Here is a 20,614-nt window from a genome sequence, read left to right on the forward strand (position 1 = left end):
CTGAAGGACGCCCCCATGCCTGCTTTGACTACCCATTCCGCCCCGGAGACCGCCGACGTCGTCGTCATCGGCGCAGGGATCAACGGTCTCGCCATCGGCCGCGAAGCCGCCTCGCAGGGACTGCGAGTGGTGATGATCGACGCCGATGACATCGCCGCCCGCACCTCGGCTATCGCGACGCGGCTGATCCACGGCGGGCTGAAGTACCTCGAACGCTTCGAGATCCCCCTCGTGTTCGAGTCGATACGTGAGCGCAACATCCTGCTGCGCACCGCACCGCACCTGGTCAAGCCCTACCCGATGCTCATCCCGTTCGCGAAGTCCGCCTCGCGGCCGGGCTGGCTGCTCTCGTGCGGCCTGATCCTCCACGACGTGCTGTCGATCGGCAAGCGGCTTCCCTTGAACCGCATCGTGTTCCGACGGCGACTGGAACGGGAATGGCCGTCCGTGGCGGCGGGCGGAGTGCGGTGGGGCGGCCTGTTCCAGGACGCGCACGTGCCCGTGACCGAGCGCTTCGCGATCGAGTTGGCCATCGACGCGGCGCGTCACGGCGCGGCTGTGCTGACCCATACCCCCGTCACATCGCTTCTGCGCGACGCCGGGCGCGTCGTGGGGGTCCGGTACCGCGACCGCGAGACCGCAACCGAACGCGACCTGAGAGCGGAAGTGGTCGTCAATGCGGCGGGGCCATGGGTCGACGATGTTCTCTCCCTCGCCGGCGACCATCCTCGCCGCATCGGGCCGACCAAGGGCAGCCACCTCGTCGTGGCCCCCTTCCCGGGCGCGCCCGACACCTGCATCTTCTTCGAATCGCCGCAAGACAGCCGGCCCATGTTCGTGCTGCCCTGGTGCGGCATGTACATGATCGGTACGACCGACCTGCCCTACGACGGCACGCTCGACGAGATCGTGATCGACGAGGAGGAGGTCGCGTACCTGCTCCACGCGGCCAATGACCTCATCCCGGAGGCCGGTCTCACCCCCGATGACGTGCTGTGGTCGTACTCGGGCGTGCGGCCGCTGCCCTACGTGGCCGACCTCACCGACCCGTCGTCCGTGAGCCGCGACAGCGAGATCGTCCTGCATGACGGGGAAGAACGCGGTTTGGTCACCATCATCGGCGGCAAGTACACGACCCATCGGGCGCTGGGAGAGCAGGTCGTCCGACGAGTGAGCCGGATGCTCGGTCGGCGGTCGCAGAAGTCTCCCACGCGCGTGACCCCGCTGCCCGGTGCGCCGGCGGGAGACCTCGCGAGCGCGCGGGCCGCATTCGTGCGCGCTACCCATCTGCCTTCGGCGATCGCGCACCGGCTTTTCGACGTCTACGGCGCACTCGCCGAAGACGTCGCGGTCACGGCGTTGGCCGACGACACACTGCTGGAGGTCATCGACGACGAGAGCGGCGCGATCGCCGCGGAAGTGCTGTACGCGGTGCGCGCAGAGGGCGCGGTCACCCTGGAAGACATCCTCCTGCGGCGTACGACGATCGCTTTGGGCAGTGACGTGGGTCTCACGTGCGCGCCGCGCGCCGCGGCTGTTCTGGTCGCCGAAGGGCTCTGGGATCGGTCGCGGGCGGAGCAGGAGATCAACGACTATCGTGAAGCAGTCCGCCGGTTCCAGCCCCGTGCCATGCGCGGGAAGACTGTGCGCGAACCTGCGCCCGTAGCCGGAGAAGATGCATGAAGACCTGTGTGATCGGAATCGATGTCGGACTGACCTCGGCGAAGGCGGCTGCGTTCGATCTCGACGGTCATGAGATCGGCACCGTATCGGCGCCGAATCCGCGGGTGGCCGTGGCCCGCGACCGTCAGGAAGTCGACATGACGGCGCTGTGGGATGTCGTGGCCGACGTGCTGCGTGATCTCAACGCCGACCTCGAACGAGAAGGCTGGCAAGTCGCCGGTGTCGGAGCCACCGGGCACGGCAACGGTCTGTACCTCGTCGACGAACAGCTGCAACCCGTGCGGGCCGCCATCGCGTCGACGGATACCCGGGGCGAAGGCCACGTCGCCGCTCTTGATCCGGCGCAGGTGGAGCGCGTGCGTCTCGTGACCGGTTCGGTGCCGTGGGCTGCACAGCCGGGTGTGCTGCTCCGCTGGTTGCACGAGAACGAGCCGGAAGTGCTCACACGGGCCCGGTGGGCCCTGACCTGTAAGGACTGGATCACCGCGTGCCTCACCGGTGTGGCCAGCGCGGATCTGTCGGATTCATCCGGCTGCGGCCTGGTGAACCTCAGCAGCCGCGCGTATGAACCCGAGGTCTTCGACCTGCTCGGTGTTCCTCGGGAGCGGATGGAACTCCTCCCGCCGCTGCACGCGTCAGATGAGGTCGTCGGGACGGTCACCGAGGTTGCAGCCGAGCGAACCGGGCTCCCGGTGGGGACGCCCGTCGTCGCAGGATGCATGGACTGTGTGGCCAGCCCCCTGGGCGCAGGCGCCACCGCGCGCGGCGACGTGACGGTGATCGTCGGCACGTGGGCGATCAATGCCGTCGTCGTGGCCGCCGATGCAGTGCCGCCACGGGTCACGATCAACGCGCTGCTGCCTGACCCGGACCTCATGCTGGCCATGGAAGTCGCGCCGACGTCGGCAGCGAGCATCGAGTGGGCTGCCAGTGTGCTCGGCGCGAGGGCCACGATGCCGGTCAGCCCGCGCGACCTGCTCGAAGCCGGCCAGGACGTGCCGGCGCTGGCAGATGGCGTGCTGTTCCTGCCGTTCATCCACGGAGCGCCCGAGCATCTGGGCGCTTCGGGAACATTCCTCGGCATCAAGGGGAGCCACGGGCTGCCCCACATCGCGCGAGCGGTGGCCGAGGGCATCACCCAGTACCACCGCGTGCAGCTGCAGAAGGTGCGCGCCAGCGACGTCGCCGTGACCGATGAGCCGTGGACGCTCGCCGGCGGCGGCGCCAAGAACCCCCTGTGGGCGCAGATGTTCGCCGATATCGTGGGTCACCCCATGCGGCGACAGCTCGGTACCGAGCTGGGGGCCCGGGGCGTCGCATCGCTCGCAGCCCGAGGCATCGGAGTGTCCGTGGAGTCATGGAACGGCGAACCCGACCCCGACCTGGTGATGCAGCCGGGGGCCGACCGCGCCGCATACGCCGCACAGGGAGAGCGCTTCGACCGGGTGCTCGCCGCGATGGCGCAGGTCTGGGAGGCGCAGCAATGAACCGGCAGTTCGGAGCCGCCGCCGAGCGCGCCCTCGCCGACATCGTGCGAGTCAGCCGTGCACTGGGCGCCGACCCGTCGTACGTGCTGCATGGTGGAGGAAACACCTCCGTCAAGACGAGCGTCCCCGACGTGACGGGGGAGATGGTCGATGTCGTCTTCGTCAAGGGCAGCGGTTGGGACCTCGCCACGATCGAAGCAGGCGGGTTCGCTCCTCTGCGACGTGACCGGCTGGCGCAACTGCTGGAGCTCACGGCACTCGGCGATGCGGCCATGGTCAACGAGCTGCGACAAGCATCCCTCGATGCCGCCGCGCCGACAGCTTCGATCGAGGCGCTCCTGCATGCATACCTGCCGGGGCGTTTCGTGCTCCACTCCCATGCCGATGCGATCGTCGCGCTGACCAACCGTGCCGTCGAGCCTGCGGAGATCACCGCGGTGTTGGGCTCGGGGGTCACCGTCCTTCCCTATGTCATGCCCGGATTCGGCCTCGCGCGACGCGTCGCCGACACCGATGTGACCGGGGTGGATGCCATCGTGCTGACCAACCACGGGCTGTTCACCTTCGGTGATGATCCGGATGCCACCTTGCAACGACACCGCGAGCTGGTCGCGAGAGCCGATCAGGAACTCGGCGGCATCGCGTGGGGGGATGACGGCGGCGCCGCTGAGAGAGAGGGTGAGGTCGTCGTACTCGCCGACCTGCGGGCGCAGCTTTCGCGCCACGCCGGCCGCCCTATGATCCTGCGTCAATCGACTTCTGCGAAGGCCGCGGAATTCGCCCGCCGTGACGCGCAGCCGGCGCTGACGCGTCGGGGCACCGCCACTCCCGAGCACGTCCTCTATACGAAGCGCGAACCGATGGTCGGACGCGATGTCGCCGCGTACGCCGAACGATATCGCGCCTATGTCGCGCGTAACCGACACCGCGTCGCCGAGGGCATCGACGAGCTCGATCCCGCGCCGCGCGTCATCTACGATCCGGAACTCGGCCTGGTCGTGGCCGGCGACACGGCCAAAGGCGCGCGGGTGGCCCACGATGTCGCGCTGCACACCATCGACGTCGTGGACGCCGCCGACCGGCTGGGTGGATATCGATCTCTCGACGAAGCACTCACTTTCGACATCGAGTACTGGTCGCTCGAGCAGGCGAAGCTGGCGGGGAAGAAGCGTCTGCCGCTGAGCGGAGAAGTGGCCATCGTCACCGGAGCGGCATCGGGTATCGGCCGCGCAGTCGTCGAACGTCTGCTGGCTGACGGCGCCGCTGTCGTGGGCATCGATCTGAACCCCGACGTGCGAACCGTGGATGCCGGGGACTCGTGGCGTGCGCTCGTGGGCGACGTCAGTGACACCGCCGTCCTCGAACAGGCGGTCGAACTGGCAGTGCGCGACTTCGGGGGCGTCGACATGCTCGTCGTGGCGGCGGGGATCTTCCCGCCGAGTGAATCGATCGACCAGCTCGACGACGATGTGTGGGCCCGCGCACTCCAGGTGAACGTCACCGCAGTCGCCCGCGTGCTGCGCGCGACGCACCCATATCTTCGCCTGGCGCCGCGTGGGGGCAGAGTCGTTCTGGTGTCGACCAAGAACGTCGCCGCCCCGGGCCCGGGCGTGGCCGCGTACTCGGCAAGCAAGGCCGCAGCGGCGCAGCTGATGCGCGTCGCCGCGCTGGAATGGGCACCCGACGGCATCCGTGTGAACCAGGTCGAGCCCGACGCGGTGTTCGACACAGGGATCTGGACAGCGGAGCTGCTGCAGCAGCGTGCAGCCCATTACGGCCTCACTGTGGACGAATACAAGACACGCAACCTACTCGGTGTCGAGGTGCGCAGCGCCACCGTGGCCGATGCCGTCGCAGCCTTCTGCGAGCAATTCCCCGCCACGACCGGTGCGCACCTCAGCGTCGACGGGGGCAACGACCGGGTCATCTGAGCGCAGGACAGCGGCACCCGATTCCGGATGACTCGTCGTGGCGCGCCCGCGGCATCCACGGTTCTGGCCGGTTACGCGCCGGGTGCGCTCCAGGAGAGCGACTCGATGTAACGCAGCAGCACGCCCTCGCGCAGCGCCCACGGGCTCACGGTCAGCGACTCGGCCTTGAGCATCGTCATCGCGGTGTGCAGCACGACCGCGGCGGCCACGATCTGGAACGTGCGGTCGGGTGTGATACCCGGCAGTTCCTGCCGCGCGGATGCCGGCAGCTTGGCCAGGCGCGGGATCCAGGAGCCCAGCGCGTCGCGCGGCAGCAGCATCCGTTCGTTGCCCGGCCACGACGGCATCGGCGTGCCGGACAGTTTGGCGAGCGAGCGGATCGCCTTCGACGACCCGACGATGTGGTCGGGCTTGGGCATGGACCCCAGCGCGATCGCGGCGGGACGGAGCACCTCGGTTGCGTGCTCCCGGAGACGCTCCACGGCCTCCTGGCCCGGCGGGTCGTCGGGCAGGAACTTCATAGTCATGCGGCCGGCCCCCAGTGGTACGGAGGCGGCCGCTTCGGGCAGTTCGTCGGCGCCGGCGGCCAGCTCGAGTGACCCGCCGCCGATGTCGAACAGCAGGATCTGCCCGGCCGACCAGCCGAACCAGCGGCGCACCGCGAGGAAGGTGTAGCGGGCCTCGGTCTCGCCGCCCAGCACCTGCAGGTCTTGGCCCAGCGCCTGCTCGATCTGCGCGATCACCTGCTTGCCGTTCTTGGCATCGCGCACGGCGCTGGTGGCGGTGGCCAGCAGCTCGGCGACGTTCTCTGCGGCTGCGATCTCACGCGCCTCGGTGACGGCGGAGATGAGCGCTTGCACGCCCTCGTCGCTGATCGAACCGTCCGGCTCGAGGTAACGCATGAGGCGCAGCACCGTGCGCTTGCTCGTCGTCGCGAGGGGTCTGCCGCCGGGGATCACATCCGCAACCAGCAGATGGACGGTGTTCGAGCCGATGTCGAGAACTCCCAGGCGCACCCGTCCAGCGTAGTGGCGTCGAATCCGGCGCGTGCAGACGGGGGTGGGACGCTGACTTCCGGCATCCACGGTGAGACGACACGCCTGCCGGTGGGTGTCGGTGCAGAATCGCGGACTCGCGAGCGAGGGGACGGGGGCTGTGGCGACGGCAGCGGGGCGCGGGCGGGCGATAGAGTGGGCGCGATGCCCACCGATGACGCCCCCATCACCGTCGACTCCCTGTACCGCGAGATCGGCCGTGCCGAATGGGCGCGCCTGGCCGGCGGCATGGCGAACCCGCTGAGCGAGACCGAGGTCGTGCAGCTGCGAGGTCTGGGCGACCGGCTCGACCTCACCGAGGTGCACGAGGTGTACCTGCCGCTCAGCCGTCTGCTGAGCACCTACGCCGAGAACACGAAGCGGCTCGGCGCCGAGACGGCCGAATTCCTGGGCGAGACCGATTCGACGACGCCGTTCGTGGTCGCGGTGGCCGGGTCGGTCGCCGTGGGCAAGTCGACCGTCGCCCGCATCCTGCGTGAGCTGATGAGCCGCTGGCCGGGCACGCCCCGTGTGGAACTGGTCACCACCGACGGCTTCCTCTACCCGAACGCCGAGCTCGAACGACGCGGGCTCATGGGGCGCAAGGGCTTCCCGGAGTCCTACGACCGGCGGGCGCTCGTCGAGTTCCTCACGCAGGTGAAGTCGGGGGCGCCCGAGGTGCAGGCGCCGTTCTACTCGCACATGCGGTACGACATCATCCCGGACGCGCGGGTCACGGTGCGGCGGCCGGACGTCGTCATCGTCGAGGGCCTGAACGTGCTCGCGCCGGCGCCGTCACCCAACGAGATCGCGGTGAGCGACCTGTTCGACTTCTCGGTCTATGTGGATGCCGATGTGAAGCACATCGAGTCGTGGTTCGTCAGCCGGTTCCTCGCGCTGCGGCAGGCGGCCTTCACCAACCCGAACTCGTACTTCCGGCCGCTGGCGAAACTGCCCGACGACGAGGCGGTCACGCGCGGCCTCGGCTTCTGGAACGACATCAACCTGCCGAACCTGCGCGAGAACGTCGAGCCCACCCGGCACCGTGCCACGCTCGTGCTCAACAAGGGCGAGAACCACGCCGTGGAATCGGTGCTGCTGCGCAAGCTGTAGGCCGGCCCGAAACGCGTATACCTGAGCTCGCGCTTGCCCACCGCGTGACTCGTTTCACGAGGCGGACTCAGCTCGCTCGCCGTAGTTGTATAGGCCGTCGACAGTGGTGTTTTCCAGAGCGCGACGAAGCTGGCTGCTCGAGGTATGCGCAGTGTATGGAAAGTAGACCACCTCGACTCCGACCGTGGCGAGCTCCCTTTCCAGTTGTAGGCCTTTCTCGGTGCCGCGCCAGTCGTCGCCCTTGAAGAAGTGGGTGAAGCCCACCACCTTCCACGCTGCGAGTTTGCTCGGCTCGTTCTCGATGTGGACGTCGTCGACGAAGCGCAGGCTGCGGACGATCTCCACCCGCTCCGCGGTCGGGATGAACGGCTCGATGCCCTTCACCTGACGCAGCATCTCGTCGCTGACTACCCCTGCGACCAGGACGTCGCAGTGATGTCGCGCGTGGCGAAGGATGTTCAGGTGCCCCACGTGGAACAGATCGAACGCCCCTGCTGCATAGCCGATTCGCAGAGTCATTTGCCCCCCAAGCAACGACTAATGGCGATCCTCATCGCCGATTCCCCAGTCGTGCACCGGACCCCTCCGGTGCACCTCCCGCCTGCCCCGCTGGCGGACGAGGTTCAGCTTAGCGCCTGTCAGGGCACACCGCATCCATTGCAGAGGACTGCGGGGAATGATTGAGGCCACTAGGCTTTCGGGCACGGGCCACTGGGGAGGCCGACGACTGAACAGGGGAACGTCAGCATGGGCGCTGTGAACAAACTGGCCTTTCATACCAAGTCTCGGGCGTTGTCGCCGGGGAGCTACCGCGCGTGGCGTGAACTGCTCGCGCACGATGGACTGACCGCCGAGGCGGTCGCCGACCTGCGCGACCGTCGATCCATCGAGATCGCGCGCTTCGCCTTCGAGAAATCCCCGTTCTACCGGGACTATTACAGCTCCCACGGGTTCGGCGCGACGGAGCTGCGTGACCCTTCGGTCTTCTCGTCGTTGCCCTTCCTGACCAAGGACCTGATCCGCGAGCACTACGACCGGATCAAGACGCCGGAGGCGAACGACCGGACCGCGGTCAAGAGCGTCTCGAGCGGCAGCACCGGGCATCCGCTGACCGTGCTCAGCGACCGTCGTGCCCCGGTGCGTGCCTACGAGTGGCGCGCCATGTCGTGGTGGGGCGTGGATCCGTGGGAGAACGCGGCGACGATCGACCGGTCGTGGCGCAAAGGCGTGCGCAAGCTGCAGCACCACCTCTTCTGGTGGCCGATAAAGCGGACCCTCTTCCACACCCTCCAACTGGACGAGACCACGCTAGACCGCTTCCTGAAGGACTGGGAGCGGTACAAGCCGCAGTATATCGTCGGGTTCATCGGGGGGGTGTCCACGGTCGCGCAGTACGCCGCAGCGAAGGGCGTGCGGCTGCACCCCACCTCCGCCGTTGGGGTCACGGCGGGCCCCTTATTCGAGGGGCATCGTCGGGAGATGGAGGACGTGTACGGCGGCCCGGTCTACAACATCTACCGTTCGACGGAGAGCAACTGGCTCGCGACGGAGTGCCGCGAGCAGAACGGGTTGCACGTCTTCGAGGACATCAAGCATCTGGAGGTGGTGAACGACGACGGTTCGCCGACCGTGGGAGCCGACGCGGGAGAGACCGTCTTCACGGACTTCGAGAACCGCGTCTTTCCGCTAGTGCGCTACCGGATCGGCGACCGCACGTCGCGGATCGATGGCGCCTGCGTCTGCGGACGCCCCTTCCGGCGTGTCACGCGGATCGACGGACGCATCGTCGACTCGCTCGTCTTCCCGAGCGGGCGCACGCTCACGGGCGACATCTTCGACTACTTCGAAGGATCGTCGGACTACCTGCGGCAGTACCAGGTCTATCAAGCGGCCGACTACTCCGTCGAGGTGACGATTCGTCTCACCGAGCATCAGGATGCCCGCAAGGTCGCCGAGGAGCGGGTTGCGCGCCTGCGCGAGCACGTGGGAGGCGAAGCGCCGGTGGAGCTCAAGATCGTCGACGAGATCGAGCCGGTCCGCGGCAAGTTCCGTCCGATCGTGAGCGATGCGCCCCGGGCGCCCGCGTGATCTGAGTCTTGACCGACGGCGACCAGGACCCGCGAACTAGGAGCCGGGCTGTCTCCGGCGTCGCCCGTACTCGTCGTGCGTGTAGCCGATCGCACCCGCGATCAGCCCGGCGCCGCGCGCGAACTGACGCTCCGCCTGGGCGCGCCTGCGGAGGGACCGCGTGAGGAGGCCGACGAGAACGAGGACGCCCGTCGCGACGCATCGGACCAATCCCTGGCCGAAGCACGCGAGACGGACGCGAATCCGTTTACCGGTGCTTCCTGCCAGTGCGATGCGAACTCGTGCGCTGGTGTTGCCGAAGCGGAAGAAGCGCGCGAGCACCCAGGACCTCGTGAAGCGCGTCGGGTCTTCGCGCTCGATGACGACCGCATTCTCCGCCCAGCGGATCACTCCGCCGCGGGTGGTGAGCAAGAGCGTGAGCATGCTGTCGCTGCCGCCGCTGAGACCGAACGCCTCGTCGAACTCGATGTCGAGGCGCCGCAGCGTCGTGAGGTCCAGCAGCAGGTTGTTCGTCGCTGCCTCCGGTATCGACTGGCCGTCGCTGCGGACCGGTCGGACGAACGCGTTACTCTGCTTGACCCAGTCAGGGGTGCCCTCCGGGATGACAGTGATCACCTTGCCGGCGACGGCATCCGCATTCGTCCGCAGATACGTCGAGGTGAGCTCGAAGAGCCAGTCGGGTTCCGGCACCTCATCGTCGTCGATGAAGACGATCGCCTCCGCGCCCGTGGCCTCTGCCTCGCGAAGGGCTCGGTTGCGGACCGCGGCGATCCCGGGGCGCGGCTCGTGCACATAGTGCGTGCCGCGCGCCGTGATCGCTGACCGCGCGGATGCTTCGGGGTCGTTGTCCACGACGAGCACGGTGGCGGAGGCCGCTCCGTCGAGCCGCGAGTTCAGCTCTGTGGCCTGAGGCTCTACGACGTCGAGCGCTGCCGCAATGCCATCGGGGCGTCGGAAAGTAGCGATGGCCACGACGAGCTTCTTCATCCGTGGGTTCCTTCTCTGATGGCGATCGCCCTCCCAAAGGCCTCTCGGTGCCGCGATGCGGTGGACTCCCACCCTCGCAGCTCCATGGCGGGCGGCTCCGACGGTGAAGGGCTGGCGAGGGCAGAGGCAAGGATATCCCCGGTGAGCTGGCCCTCGAACAGATGGACCCACGACGGTCCGACCTCGTCCCGCAGAGACTCGGTCGTCCGGCCTCGAGGAACGAGGATGGGACGATCCAGGGAGAGCGCTGCCAACGCGACGCCGGAGTTGCCCATCCCACGATAGGGCAACACGACCAGTGAGCTGGACGTGATCACCTGCACGAGGGTGGCATCGTCGACATACTCGAGGATCGCCTCCGTCCGGGGGAGATCCGCGAGCAGACCCCGCAGTTCGGTCTCGAGCACTGGGTCCCGTGGTCGTCCGGCGATCGCGAGACTGACTGTCGGGTCTTCCTCCGCCAGGCGCGAGTACGACGCGATCAGATCCTCGACGCCTTTGTAGCGTCGGATCAAGCCGACGAAGGAGATCCGGCCCCTCGTGACCTCCTCCCGCCGGAACGGGGCGAACCAGTCGCGGTAGTGGCCGTGCGGGATCACGATGTCCCGCTCGCTGCGGTCGCTCGCCTCCGTGAGATGGATCGTGACCGTCGTCAGCTCATTCAGCTTCCGCTCGAACCAACGCGCTGTCCGGCTCGACTCGTGGGGAGTCGCGTTGTGTCGGGTCCTGACGATGGGAACGCGTGAGATCCGCAACCGTGAGATCAGCAGCCAGGCCTGGGCGACCTTGGCTGCGCGCCGGGGTCGGGTTCGTGCAGCCAGAAGCGCATCCGGCCAGTGAACGTGGAAAACGTCGTAGCGGCCGAGCAACGCTTCCCTCCAGGAGAACGTGCGCAGGGTGACGAGATCGTCCTCCTCGAGGGCCTCCGCCAGTTGGTGGATGTAGGGATTGGTCGTCGCGCTCGGCGTGGGGAAGGACTCGAGGACCGTGATCTCCCGCGGACTTCCCTGATTCTGATCGCGGTCTTCCCCCATGGCGCCCCATGTTAGCCCGCCTGTCGGGGGTCCCTCATCACGCTCCACGGGTCGGCGGCTCCGCCGTCCACGCCGCTCCGTCCACGCGGCTCCGTCCGCGTCTCTGCGGCTCAGCGTGCGCCGGGTGTGGTGGCGGTGAGGTTGTCGTAGGTGACGATGACGGGTCCGTTGGTGGCGCTGGAGCTGAGGTAGGTGGTGAGGCGGAGGGTGCCGGGTTGTTGGAGTGCGGCGGTGTTGTCGGTGGTGGTGATCTGCCAGATGCTGGGTTCGGTGGTGCCGTCGAGCCAGGCTCGGGCTCGGATGGTGGTCGGGCTGGTGCCTTCGGTCTGCATGCGGACGTGGATGGCCGTTCCTGCTGTGGCGGTGCCGGTGGGTGCGGATGCCAGGACGGTGGAGTCGCGGAGGGCTTCGAGGGTGACGGCGCCGGTGGGTTGGATCCGCAGTCGTGCGGCGTAGCCGCCGGATCCGATCTGGCGGGTGAAGAAGGACAGTCCGAGCCATTGCTGCGGGATGCGGTCGATGGTGGCGGTCACGTGCGCGTCGATATCGGTGGTCGATACGGATGGCAGGGTGGCGTTGAGGGTGGAGCCGGCGTTCGCGGAGACTCGTCCCGCGCCGGCGGCCACCGTCATCTTCGCGGTGGAGTTCACCGTCCACGGTCCGCCGGTGTCTGCGGTGCCCCAGCCTGCTCCGACGGTGCGGGAGAACGCGTCCTCGGCCAGCACCGACACCGACGGCACCGCCGACACCGTCACCGACCAGGTCGGGCCGCGGGTGCTCGCGGAGCCGTCGTCGACCGTGGCGTACCAGTCGAGGACGGTGCCGTCGGGCACGTCGGGGATCTCGACCGATGCGACGCCCCCGCCGGCGATCGACACGGTCCCGATGGCCGGGAGCTCGCTGGGCGGCGTCATGTCGTAGGCCAGGGTGAAGGAGCTGTCGGCATCCCGCTCGTACTCGCCCCGCGTGGGCGAGTACGTCACGGCCTCGATCTGGTTCGCGGACGGGTCGAACCGGTAGTAGCGCAGCCACCCGTCGCCGCCGTTGCCGCGCCCCTGGAAGTCGGTCAGGACTCCGTAGACGGGCTGTCCGCAGGCATTCTGGTCGACGCGGTTCGCCTCGCCGCGAGGTCCGTCCGAGAAGTGGCCGTTGACGACGAGGAAGATGTTGCAGTTGGGCTGCACGAGCTTCTGGAAGATCTGCGCGCCGCTGTTGCCCGGCTGATCGGTGCGCTGGACCTGGTTGGCGAGCGAACCGTTCGTGAAAACGTACGAGTGTGTGGCGACGATGACGCGGTAGGACGGATGTGCATCGACGACTCGGTCGGCCCAGGCCAGTACCCCGTCGGGGGCGTTGAGCTCGAGCGTCAGGAGCATGAAGTCCATGCCTCCTGCCCGGAACAACGAGTAGCTGTTCATGTTCTGTCGATCCTGCGCGTCGGGTCCGAACTCGTTCTGGCCGTAGTGGCCGCCGTAGCGGACCTGGTCGGAGTTCCAGCCGGCATCCCGGAAGCGGCTGACGGGAAAGTACGTGTCATAGCCGGTGAAGTCGCCGGTGGCGAGGTTGAAGTCGTGGTTGCCGGGCAGTACCGCGTACGGCACGTCCGCGTCGTCGAGGATCGCCATCGACTCCGACGCTCGCGTCCATTGGGGAGCCGAGATCTGGTTGTCGACGATGTCGCCGAGTCCCGTCACGAACGCGAGATTCAGCTCGCTGCGCTGCGCGGCGATCCAGTCGAGCTGATCGCGAAGGATGCCCGTGTAGGTCGGAGTGATGGTGTACCCCTGGGTGTCGGGAAGCGTCAGGAGGGTGAACGGCGCTCCGGCTGCCCCGCCGCCGCTGCCGCGTGGGGCGGCGTGGAAGGTGACGTCCACGGGCGCACCGCCGGCTTCGCCCGCTTTCACCGACAGCGACGTGCCGGGAGCCGCCGATGATCCGTTCTCGGGCGCCACGAGTTCAGGTGGCGGTGGAGGGCTAACCGCCTCGGCCGAGACAGCGGGGAGCCCGATCGCCCCCGCGACGACGAGCGTGATGACGGTTCCTCTGCGCGCGAAGACGCGGAAATACTCGTGCACCGGCGCACCTCCCCACAGGTGACGGGCTGCTGATGGCGTGGATCGTAGCAGGCGTGGGCACGCCGCGAAAGAGGGTCCGGAGGCCCGACACGTCCTCTCGCTGCCTTCTCGCTCGCGGCGCGTCATGTTCCAAGCACTTGATTTGTGTGGTATGGACGCATTAGAAAGATCTCAGACGGCAGGAGTACCCGCACCCCCCTGGGTACTCTGGTGCGAGTTTGACGCCCGTGCCTACCCGAAGCATGCCGCGCACCCCCAGCGCGAAGAGCGTACGCCCCACCCCCCGAATAGGACGCCGCCCTTGAAACCCCTGACCCCCTCACCCCTGCCCACAGAGCGCCGGCTCCGACGATCGACCGCGATCGTGCTGTCGGTTCTTCTTGCGATCGCCGGCTCATTCGCGGTGGCGCCGGCAGCGCAAGCCGCTTCCAAGACCTACGCCGTCAAGCCGGGGTCCACCGCCTCGGTCGCACTCAGCTCCAGCAAGCTCGTGAACGGCAACGCGACGATCAACTACTCCCTCCGGTCGCTCCCCAAGAAGGGCTCTGGCGCATACACGAGCGTCGCGCTTCGCAACGGCACGGCGGGGTCCTATGTCGCGCAGGTTCGCGTCTACCCGTCCGGTGTCACGCAGCTCTCCCTGAAGCGCATCAACAAGACCGGGTCCACGCAGAAGCAGAAGACGCTCGCGGGTCCTGTCCGGCTGAAGACCAAGGCGACAGCCGGTCAGCGGATCACGATCTCGTTCTCGCTGTCGGGCACGAGCAAGGTCTCGCTGACGGCGGTCGCGAAGATCGGCGGCAAGTCGGTTCGGGCCAGTGCCACCGACGCGTCCAAGAGCCGTCTGACATCCTCCGGCACGGCTGCATCGCGCTTCTACACGAGCGCCTCCAGCCCGAAGGCCACGTTCTCTCTGTTGTCCGCCAAGGTGACGCCCACGAAGAAGCAGGCCGCCGCAGCCAAGCCGAAGCCTCAGCCGACGGTCACCGCCAAGCCCCAGCCGACCCCCACCGCGACAGCCTCTCCGACGCCGAAGCCCACGGCAAGCGCGACTCCGACGCCGACTGAGACGCCCAAGCCGACTGCCACGCCCAAGCCGACAGCGACTCCGAAGCCGACTGAGACGCCCAAGCCGACGCCGACGCCGACCGCGTCAGCCAGTGCTGCGGCCAAGGCATCCGCCTATCCCACTGCAGCGACCACGGGCGTTCCGTCGGGCGTCAAGCTCAAGGTCCACAACGGCGACATCACCATCACGAAGCCCGACACGGTCATCGATGGCCTGGAGGTGCGTGGCACGATCACCGTCAAGGCCTCAGGCGCCGTCATCAAGAACACGAAGATCGTCGGAGGCACGAAGCCGTCGAGCCTCGGACTGCTCAACAATTTCGAGACGGGCTCGTCGTTCACGGTCATCGATTCCGAACTCGTCGCCGCGCACCCTTCTCCCACGTGGAACGGCATCTTCGGGAGCAACTTCACCGCCGAGAGGGTCAACATCCACGGTGTCGTCGACCCGGTGCGGGTCCTCGGCAGCAACGTCACGGTCCGCGACTCCTGGCTGCACGACTCGTCGCACTGGGCCGCAGACCCCCTGCGCGACGGCAAGGCGACGCACGACGACTCGATCCAGATCCAAGCGGGCGCGAAGATCCTCATCGAGGGCAACCGCCTCGAGGATGCGCACAACGCGGGCATCCAGATCACTCAGGATGCGAACCGCACGAAGCTGGGCGCCATCACGATCCGTGACAACTACCTACAGGGCGGCGCCTGCACCGTGAACATCGCACGGACGCCGTCGAGCTTCCCGCTCAGCATCACGGGCAACGTGTTCGGCCCGGAGCGCCTTCACAGCACCTGCAATGTGATCGCACCGACCTCCAATGCTCCCGCCATGAGCGGCAACACATGGGGAGCGACGGGCGCGGCCGCGAACGTCTACACGCCACTGAGGTGAGGGACGCTCGTCGCCCGGAGTCGCTTGGATCCGTCCAACGGTCATGCGGGGTCCGGGCGACGGCCGCCCGTGCAGTGCGGTAGCGTCGTCTCACCACAGCATGCCGTGGCACTCGCGCGGCCGTGGTGAGGGGGAGATGCCAGTGGAGTCGATACGCGAGATTCATGGACGGCTGGCCAGCGCGCAGAAGGGCGCCGCAAAGGGTGCGCCGGCCTACTCGGTCTGGGTGAACAGGCGCGTCGGCCGTCTGCTGGCCGTCCTCGCCTACCGCCTCGGTCTGTCGCCGAATCAGGTGACGCTGGTGAGCGCCGTCTTCACGTTCTCCGGCATCGCCCTCATCGCGTTCGGTCCCGTCGCCGTGTGGTCCGGCGTGGTCGCCTGGTTGCTGCTCGCGCTGGGGTACGCGTGGGACTCCGCCGACGGTCAGGTCGCGCGTCTTCGCAGCGGCGGCTCGCTCGCAGGTGAATGGCTCGACCACTTCGTCGACTCCGTGAAGATCTCCGCGCTCCACCTCGCCGTCCTCGTCGGGTTGAGTCGAGTGATCGAGCTCCCGGTCGGCTGGCTTACGGTACCTCTCCTGTTCACCGTGGTGGCGAACGCCACCTTCTTCGGCATGATCCTCAACGACCTGCTGAAGGCGAAGAAGGGCGTCGAGACGTCGGCGGCGGCCGGCGGTGGTAGTCCGCTGCGATCGATCCTGCTCCTGCCGACGGACTATGGCGTGCTCTGTGCCGTCTTCGTGCTGTGGGGCTGGACGCCGGGCTTCCTCGCCCTGTACGGGGCGATCTTCGCGTGCTGCACGTTGTTCCTGTGCGCGGCCGCGATCAAGTGGTTCCGCGACATGGTTCGCATCGATGCCGAGCTCAAGGGAAGCGGAACCGCGGAACGATGACCGTGGCACTGCTGGTGGTCAGCTACGGCTCGCACGCGCTCGTCGAAGAGGGGCTGTCTCGCACGATGCTTCCCGAGGGCGCCTTCGTGGTCGTCGTGGACAACCCGACCACCGCCGGTGAGCGGGCGAGGATGCGGGAGCTTGCGGCGGAACACGGGTGGTCGCTCGTCGAGCCGGAGCGGAATCTCGGCTTCGGCGGGGGCATGAACGTCGCTGCTGCGAGGGCGATCGAGCTCGGCGCCACGTCGCTGGTCCTCCTCAATCCCGACGCACATGTGGAGGAGGACGGCGTTGCGATGCTGGCGGCGCACACGACGCGCAGCCCGGACTCGCTCGTCTCACCGCTGGTCCTCCGCCCGGACGGCTCTCATTTCGCCTCGCTGATGGAGCTCGACCTCGACACCGGCTCGATGCGCCGGGTGCGGGAAGGCGTCCGTTACGAAAGATCCGCCCTCTGGGTGAGTGGTGCGTGCGTAGCGGCCAGCGCCTCCCTGTGGGAGCGTGTGGGAGGGTTCGACGACGACTACTTCCTGTACTGGGAGGACGTCGATCTCTCCGTGCGCGTGGCGGAAGCCGGCGGAACCGTCGAGGTCGCCGACGACATCCGCGCCATCCACAGTCCCGGCGGCACGCAGCGAGCCGGCACGGAGAGCGGCAAGTCCGCGTTGTACTACTACTACAACGTGCGCAATCGACTCGTGTTCGCGGAGAAGCACCGGCGTCTCATCGATCGCAGGAGGTGGCGTCGCCGCGCCCTGCCCGCGGCGTACGAGATCCTGCTGCGCGGCGGCCGGCGTCAGTTCCTCCGTCCGTCGGGCTCGATCTGGCCCGCGCTGCGCGGAACGCGGGCCGGTCTCCGGTTCCGCGCAGACAGCGACGGGGCCGGCGTGTGAGCGGGGGGCGCTCCGCGCGTCGCCGGCTGGTGGTCGCGGCGCCGAGGGTCTACCACGGGCTGGGCAACCGCGTCAGAGTCGTGCTCGGCGCTCGCTCGCTCGCACGGCACGTCGGTCGTGACTTCGCCTACGTGTGGCCGCTCGGAGAACGCTTTGGAGCCCGCTTCGACGAGCTCTGGGAGGTGGACGACCGGACGGTCTCGCCCCTCCGGTCACGTGCTCTCGCGATCCGCCATCCGTATCGCGGAGAGGATCTGACGTGGATCGATTCCGCTCGAGACGACCGCGTCTGGCAGATCCGCACGGCACACGCGCTGCGTCTGCCGGCGGGCGCGGCGTCATGGGGTGAGGAGTTCCGATCGCTTCGCCCTGTCCCTGATCTCGCCGAGCGCATCGTCGCCTTCCACACCTCTCACCTGGCAGGCGCGCCCTATGTGGGGGTCATGGTGAGGACTCACCCCGTGTCCAACGAGCAGACGCTGGCGCATTCTCCCCTCGAGTGGTTCCTGGAGCGCATGCGGCAGATCGTGCGAGAACGACCGGGCATCCGGTTCTTCGTCTCCGCGGACACGACCGACGGCCAGGAACGGCTGATCGACGAGATCCCGAACGTCTTCGCGCTGACGGACAAGGGAGCGTACAACTCGAAAGCGGCGCTCCGCTCGTCCGTCGTGGATCTTTATCTGCTCGCGAGCGCGGGGCATCTCCTCGCGCCGCACTACTCGAGCTTCCCTGAGATGTCGCAGCAGCTGGCCGGGCATGACCTGCGCCTGGAGACTTCCATGACCGCTCAGAGCACGCGGTTGGGGGCTGCCGACCCCCTCGGACTGGTGCGTGACCCGTTGTTGCCTCATGTGCGAACGGCCGGGTGACCGTCGCCATCGGGGCTTCAGGCCCGCTCGCTGCGGGACACCATGAGACGACCGAACTGGATCAGCTTGCGCGCATCCGTCCGGTAGAGCGGCACCAGCAGGAACAGGCTCGCCGCCGCCAGACCCGCGATGACTCCGACAGCGAGCATCGCGACTGCGTCGTGCGTTGTGACGAGTTGCGACGCTCCCCACGCCGCTGCCGCTGCCGCTGCCGCGGTGATCAGGATCCGTGAGGCGCCCGCGTAGAGCTGGCGTGTGGGCATCGGGGTGATGCGCGACAGCCAGAACAGTGACAGCGGCCACGAGATCGCCGGCGCGACGGCGAAGGCGATCGCCACCCCCAGGACGCCGAAGAACGAGCCCGTGACGATGCAGACGATCTTGATGCACGTCGTGACGATCGTATAGACGAACAACTGACGCCCGAGTCCGCGAGCGAGGTAGACCCAGTAGCCCACGAACGCCAGCGTCGTCAGAAGACCGGCTGTGGCGAACAGACTGATGATCGGTGTTGCCTCTGTCCACTGCGGGCCGAGCATGACTCGCACGACGGGGTCGGACAGCGCAGCGATGAGCGCGAGGGGGATGCCGAGCACGTATCCGAGCGCCAACTGGGCCGAGGTGATGTAGACGTCGAAGCGGGGAGGGTCCTGCTGGACGCGGGAGAGGACGGGCAGAGCCACCCCCTTCATCGGGGCCCGGACCTGACTGAGTGGCGTCATCACCAGCTGGTATGCGCGGTTGTAGAGGCCCAGGGAGGTCGGGCCGAACTTGAGGCCGATGATGATCGTGTCGAGCTGGGAGCCGCCGTAGACGAGCAGGTTGGTGGCGACGATGTTCCAGCCGAAGCTGATCAGGCTCCGCACGCTGTGTCGACGTGAATACCAGCGCGGAAGCCAGCGTCCCGCCGCAAGGGCTCCCGCCAGGACGACGACCCCGTTCGTCAGCTGCTGCAGCACGAGGGCCCAGTAGGCCGTCCCCATCAGGGCGGCCACGATGGCTACTCCGAGTGCCGTGGACGCCGCCGTCACGTCGACGATCGCGAGCGCCCGGAATCTCAGATCCCGCATGAGGGAGGCGCGGTGCTGCGTCGTCAGGCCGTTGAGGAGGAACATGAGCGAGAGCCAGTGGACCATGCCCACGATCTCGGGCTGGCCGGTGAGTGCTTCGATGGGCTGGGCCAAGAGGAACATCACACCCGTCAGAAGCAATCCGATCCCGGCGTTGATCCAGAAGAGATTGTCCCGCTGGCCCCGCGTCAGCGTGGGCGCCTGGATGGAAGCGGAGGTCAGTCCGAAGTCGCGGAAGATCTCCCCCATGCCGACCACGACGAGGACGATCGCCAGAAGCCCGTAGTCGTGAGGTGAGAGGAGCCGTGACAGCACGACGACCGACGCGAGCTGGAGCAGCATCTTCGCGGCTTGTGCCGAGAACGTGAACAGGGCGCCGCGCGCCGCCGACCGTGCGAGCGGAGACGTCAAAGAGCGCCTCCCGGCGCTCCGGATCCCTCGCCACGGCGAGCGATGGATCGGAGACGGGCACGTGCCTTCTCCCGCAGAAGGTCGGTGCGTGCGTGGCGAATCACTGCGCGTGCGCGATTCATGTTGTCGACGAGGCCGCAGGAGACCCACAGGGCGCAGACGTCGTCTATCGTCCTTCGATCGGCGCGGAACAGGGAGGACCGATGGATGGCGAAGAACGGTGCCGACAGTCGCTGCGCATCCTCTGTCGCATCCTGGCCGCGGGCGGACTTGCCCCACACCACCGGGGCCTGAAGGGGTTCGCCTGTATACAGGTCATCCCAGCTCCTGCCTGATGCGAGGATCCAGGCGGAATAGGCGAAGAACTCCGACAGGTCGGCCGCGACGAACGCCTCCTCGAATGACGCGTCCTGGGCGACCTGGGACATCAGGTCGCGGGCGGTATGGGTGTGCATGACGAACGGCGTGGCGGTCCGCGGGTATTGGCTGACGTGGCTCTCCGGCAGGCCGAAGTAGTTCAGTGTCGTGAGGAGGCGCGGCCGCAGCGGATGGGTCTCGTAGGAATGCGTGGCCCCGTGCGCCTTGCCGTCGGCTCCCAGGAAGGTGGCCCGCGTGACAGGCCGGATGATGTGGTTCTTCGAATCGAGCAGGACGTACCAGGGCGCGTTCACACGCTCGGCGACCTTGAGTTTGAGCACCTGCTGGCTCAGCCAGCCGCTGGTCGACGGGACGGCGGCGATCTCGTCTGCATCGACGATGTCGACGATCTCCGAGTGCGGGCCGTACGCGCCGCGCAGCCGTCGGCGCCGAGTTTCGCTGAGGGAGGGTTCGCCGTTGTCGATGACCGTGATCCGCGAGAAGGTTCCCGGTTGTGCGAATCTCGCGACGGACTGCGCCTGCAGACGCTGAAAGGCGTCCTCGCCGCGGAAAGTCACGGTGACCAGTTCCAAGACCATAATTCCCCCGGCACCTCACTATAGGGGAGTGGCGTCGCTCGCCCTCCAGACCAGAGGGCCGCAGGTTGCTGGCGAGGGTGTTCCGGACACGCGATGGTGTGTTACGATGCCCACCTTGGGGAAATTCG

16 protein-coding genes are annotated in these 20,614 nt (G+C 67.7%); 9 read left to right on the plus strand and 7 right to left on the minus strand.

Annotated elements, in window-relative coordinates; genetic code table 11:
• Positions 1-15 precede the first annotated feature (15 nt).
• The 3 genes from ACQ143_RS10695 to ACQ143_RS10705 are packed head-to-tail and all read left to right on the plus strand — an operon-like array spanning position 16 to position 5,101.
• On the plus strand, positions 16-1,683 hold the full coding sequence (locus ACQ143_RS10695) for an FAD-dependent oxidoreductase (protein ID WP_449570669.1): 1,668 nt from the start codon (positions 16-18) through the stop codon (positions 1,681-1,683).
• Positions 1,680-3,170: an FGGY-family carbohydrate kinase gene (locus tag ACQ143_RS10700; protein WP_449570670.1), complete on the plus strand. Its 1,491-nt coding sequence runs from the start codon at positions 1,680-1,682 to the stop codon at positions 3,168-3,170. Before ACQ143_RS10695 ends, ACQ143_RS10700 begins: the two co-directional genes overlap by 4 nt.
• On the plus strand, positions 3,167-5,101 hold the full coding sequence (locus tag ACQ143_RS10705; protein WP_449570671.1) for an SDR family NAD(P)-dependent oxidoreductase: 1,935 nt from the start codon (positions 3,167-3,169) through the stop codon (positions 5,099-5,101). Before ACQ143_RS10700 ends, ACQ143_RS10705 begins: the two co-directional genes overlap by 4 nt.
• Before the next feature lie 71 nt (positions 5,102-5,172).
• On the opposite strand, the gene ACQ143_RS10710 is transcribed toward ACQ143_RS10705, so the two are convergent.
• The gene (locus ACQ143_RS10710; protein WP_449570672.1) at positions 5,173-6,117 is read right to left on the minus strand and encodes a Ppx/GppA phosphatase family protein; all 945 of its coding nucleotides are present in this window, start codon (positions 6,115-6,117) and stop codon (positions 5,173-5,175) included.
• A gap of 183 nt (positions 6,118-6,300) precedes the next feature.
• On the opposite strand from ACQ143_RS10710, the gene coaA reads away from it, so the two are divergent.
• Entirely contained in the window at positions 6,301-7,248 is a 948-nt protein-coding gene (coaA, locus tag ACQ143_RS10715; RefSeq protein ID WP_449570673.1) for a type I pantothenate kinase, read from the plus strand.
• Between the two features lie 54 nt (positions 7,249-7,302).
• On the opposite strand, the gene ACQ143_RS10720 is transcribed toward coaA, so the two are convergent.
• Positions 7,303-7,767: an adenylyltransferase/cytidyltransferase family protein gene (locus ACQ143_RS10720; RefSeq protein ID WP_449570674.1), complete on the minus strand. Its 465-nt coding sequence runs from the start codon at positions 7,765-7,767 to the stop codon at positions 7,303-7,305.
• A 273-nt stretch (positions 7,768-8,040) separates the two neighbouring features.
• Between ACQ143_RS10720 and ACQ143_RS10725 the strand changes: the two genes are divergently transcribed.
• A complete protein-coding gene (locus ACQ143_RS10725; RefSeq protein WP_449570675.1) occupies positions 8,041-9,336 on the plus strand; it encodes a phenylacetate--CoA ligase family protein in 1,296 nt (431 codons plus the stop codon).
• A gap of 36 nt (positions 9,337-9,372) precedes the next feature.
• On the opposite strand, the gene ACQ143_RS10730 is transcribed toward ACQ143_RS10725, so the two are convergent.
• From ACQ143_RS10730 to ACQ143_RS10740, 3 genes are all read right to left on the minus strand, one after another.
• The gene (locus ACQ143_RS10730; RefSeq protein WP_449570676.1) at positions 9,373-10,323 is read right to left on the minus strand and encodes a glycosyltransferase family 2 protein; all 951 of its coding nucleotides are present in this window, start codon (positions 10,321-10,323) and stop codon (positions 9,373-9,375) included.
• Positions 10,320-11,357 (minus strand): glycosyltransferase, encoded by a 1,038-nt coding sequence (locus ACQ143_RS10735; RefSeq protein ID WP_449570677.1) that lies wholly within the window; start codon positions 11,355-11,357, stop codon positions 10,320-10,322. The genes ACQ143_RS10730 and ACQ143_RS10735 overlap by 4 nt, the downstream gene beginning before the upstream one ends.
• A 110-nt stretch (positions 11,358-11,467) precedes the next feature.
• Positions 11,468-13,432 (minus strand): metallophosphoesterase, encoded by a 1,965-nt coding sequence (locus tag ACQ143_RS10740; RefSeq protein WP_449570678.1) that lies wholly within the window; start codon positions 13,430-13,432, stop codon positions 11,468-11,470.
• A gap of 301 nt (positions 13,433-13,733) precedes the next feature.
• Between ACQ143_RS10740 and ACQ143_RS10745 the strand changes: the two genes are divergently transcribed.
• From ACQ143_RS10745 to ACQ143_RS10760, 4 genes are all read left to right on the plus strand, one after another.
• On the plus strand, positions 13,734-15,392 hold the full coding sequence (locus ACQ143_RS10745; protein WP_449570679.1) for a hypothetical protein: 1,659 nt from the start codon (positions 13,734-13,736) through the stop codon (positions 15,390-15,392).
• A gap of 226 nt (positions 15,393-15,618) precedes the next feature.
• Positions 15,619-16,284, plus strand: coding sequence for a CDP-alcohol phosphatidyltransferase family protein (locus ACQ143_RS10750; RefSeq protein WP_449570680.1), 666 nt, complete (start codon positions 15,619-15,621; stop codon positions 16,282-16,284).
• Positions 16,281-17,177: a glycosyltransferase family 2 protein gene (locus ACQ143_RS10755; protein WP_449570681.1), complete on the plus strand. Its 897-nt coding sequence runs from the start codon at positions 16,281-16,283 to the stop codon at positions 17,175-17,177. Before ACQ143_RS10750 ends, ACQ143_RS10755 begins: the two co-directional genes overlap by 4 nt.
• A complete protein-coding gene (locus ACQ143_RS10760; protein WP_449570682.1) occupies positions 17,174-18,049 on the plus strand; it encodes a hypothetical protein in 876 nt (291 codons plus the stop codon). Before ACQ143_RS10755 ends, ACQ143_RS10760 begins: the two co-directional genes overlap by 4 nt.
• A gap of 17 nt (positions 18,050-18,066) precedes the next feature.
• Here the strand turns inward: ACQ143_RS10760 and ACQ143_RS10765 are convergent, their stop codons facing one another.
• The gene (locus ACQ143_RS10765) at positions 18,067-19,530 is read right to left on the minus strand and encodes a lipopolysaccharide biosynthesis protein (protein WP_449570683.1); all 1,464 of its coding nucleotides are present in this window, start codon (positions 19,528-19,530) and stop codon (positions 18,067-18,069) included.
• On the minus strand, positions 19,527-20,480 hold the full coding sequence (locus ACQ143_RS10770) for a DUF6492 family protein (RefSeq protein ID WP_449570684.1): 954 nt from the start codon (positions 20,478-20,480) through the stop codon (positions 19,527-19,529). Before ACQ143_RS10770 ends, ACQ143_RS10765 begins: the two co-directional genes overlap by 4 nt.
• Positions 20,481-20,614 lie beyond the last annotated feature (134 nt).

The sequence above is a fragment of the Microbacterium pollutisoli genome (assembly GCF_053586795.1).

What these genes read in the sequence shown, in the direction of transcription:
- ACQ143_RS10695 (WP_449570669.1), top strand. Translation starts at nt 16, where the DNA reads ATGCCTGCTTTGACTACCCATTCCGCCCCGGAGACCGCCGACGTCGTC.
- ACQ143_RS10700 (WP_449570670.1), top strand. Translation starts at nt 1,680, where the DNA reads ATGAAGACCTGTGTGATCGGAATCGATGTCGGACTGACCTCGGCGAAG.
- ACQ143_RS10705 (WP_449570671.1), top strand. Translation starts at nt 3,167, where the DNA reads ATGAACCGGCAGTTCGGAGCCGCCGCCGAGCGCGCCCTCGCCGACATC.
- ACQ143_RS10730 (WP_449570676.1), bottom strand. Translation starts at nt 10,323, where the DNA reads ATGAAGAAGCTCGTCGTGGCCATCGCTACTTTCCGACGCCCCGATGGC.
- ACQ143_RS10720 (WP_449570674.1), bottom strand. Translation starts at nt 7,767, where the DNA reads ATGACTCTGCGAATCGGCTATGCAGCAGGGGCGTTCGATCTGTTCCAC.
- ACQ143_RS10735 (WP_449570677.1), bottom strand. Translation starts at nt 11,357, where the DNA reads ATGGGGGAAGACCGCGATCAGAATCAGGGAAGTCCGCGGGAGATCACG.
- ACQ143_RS10755 (WP_449570681.1), top strand. Translation starts at nt 16,281, where the DNA reads ATGACCGTGGCACTGCTGGTGGTCAGCTACGGCTCGCACGCGCTCGTC.
- coaA (WP_449570673.1), top strand. Translation starts at nt 6,301, where the DNA reads ATGCCCACCGATGACGCCCCCATCACCGTCGACTCCCTGTACCGCGAG.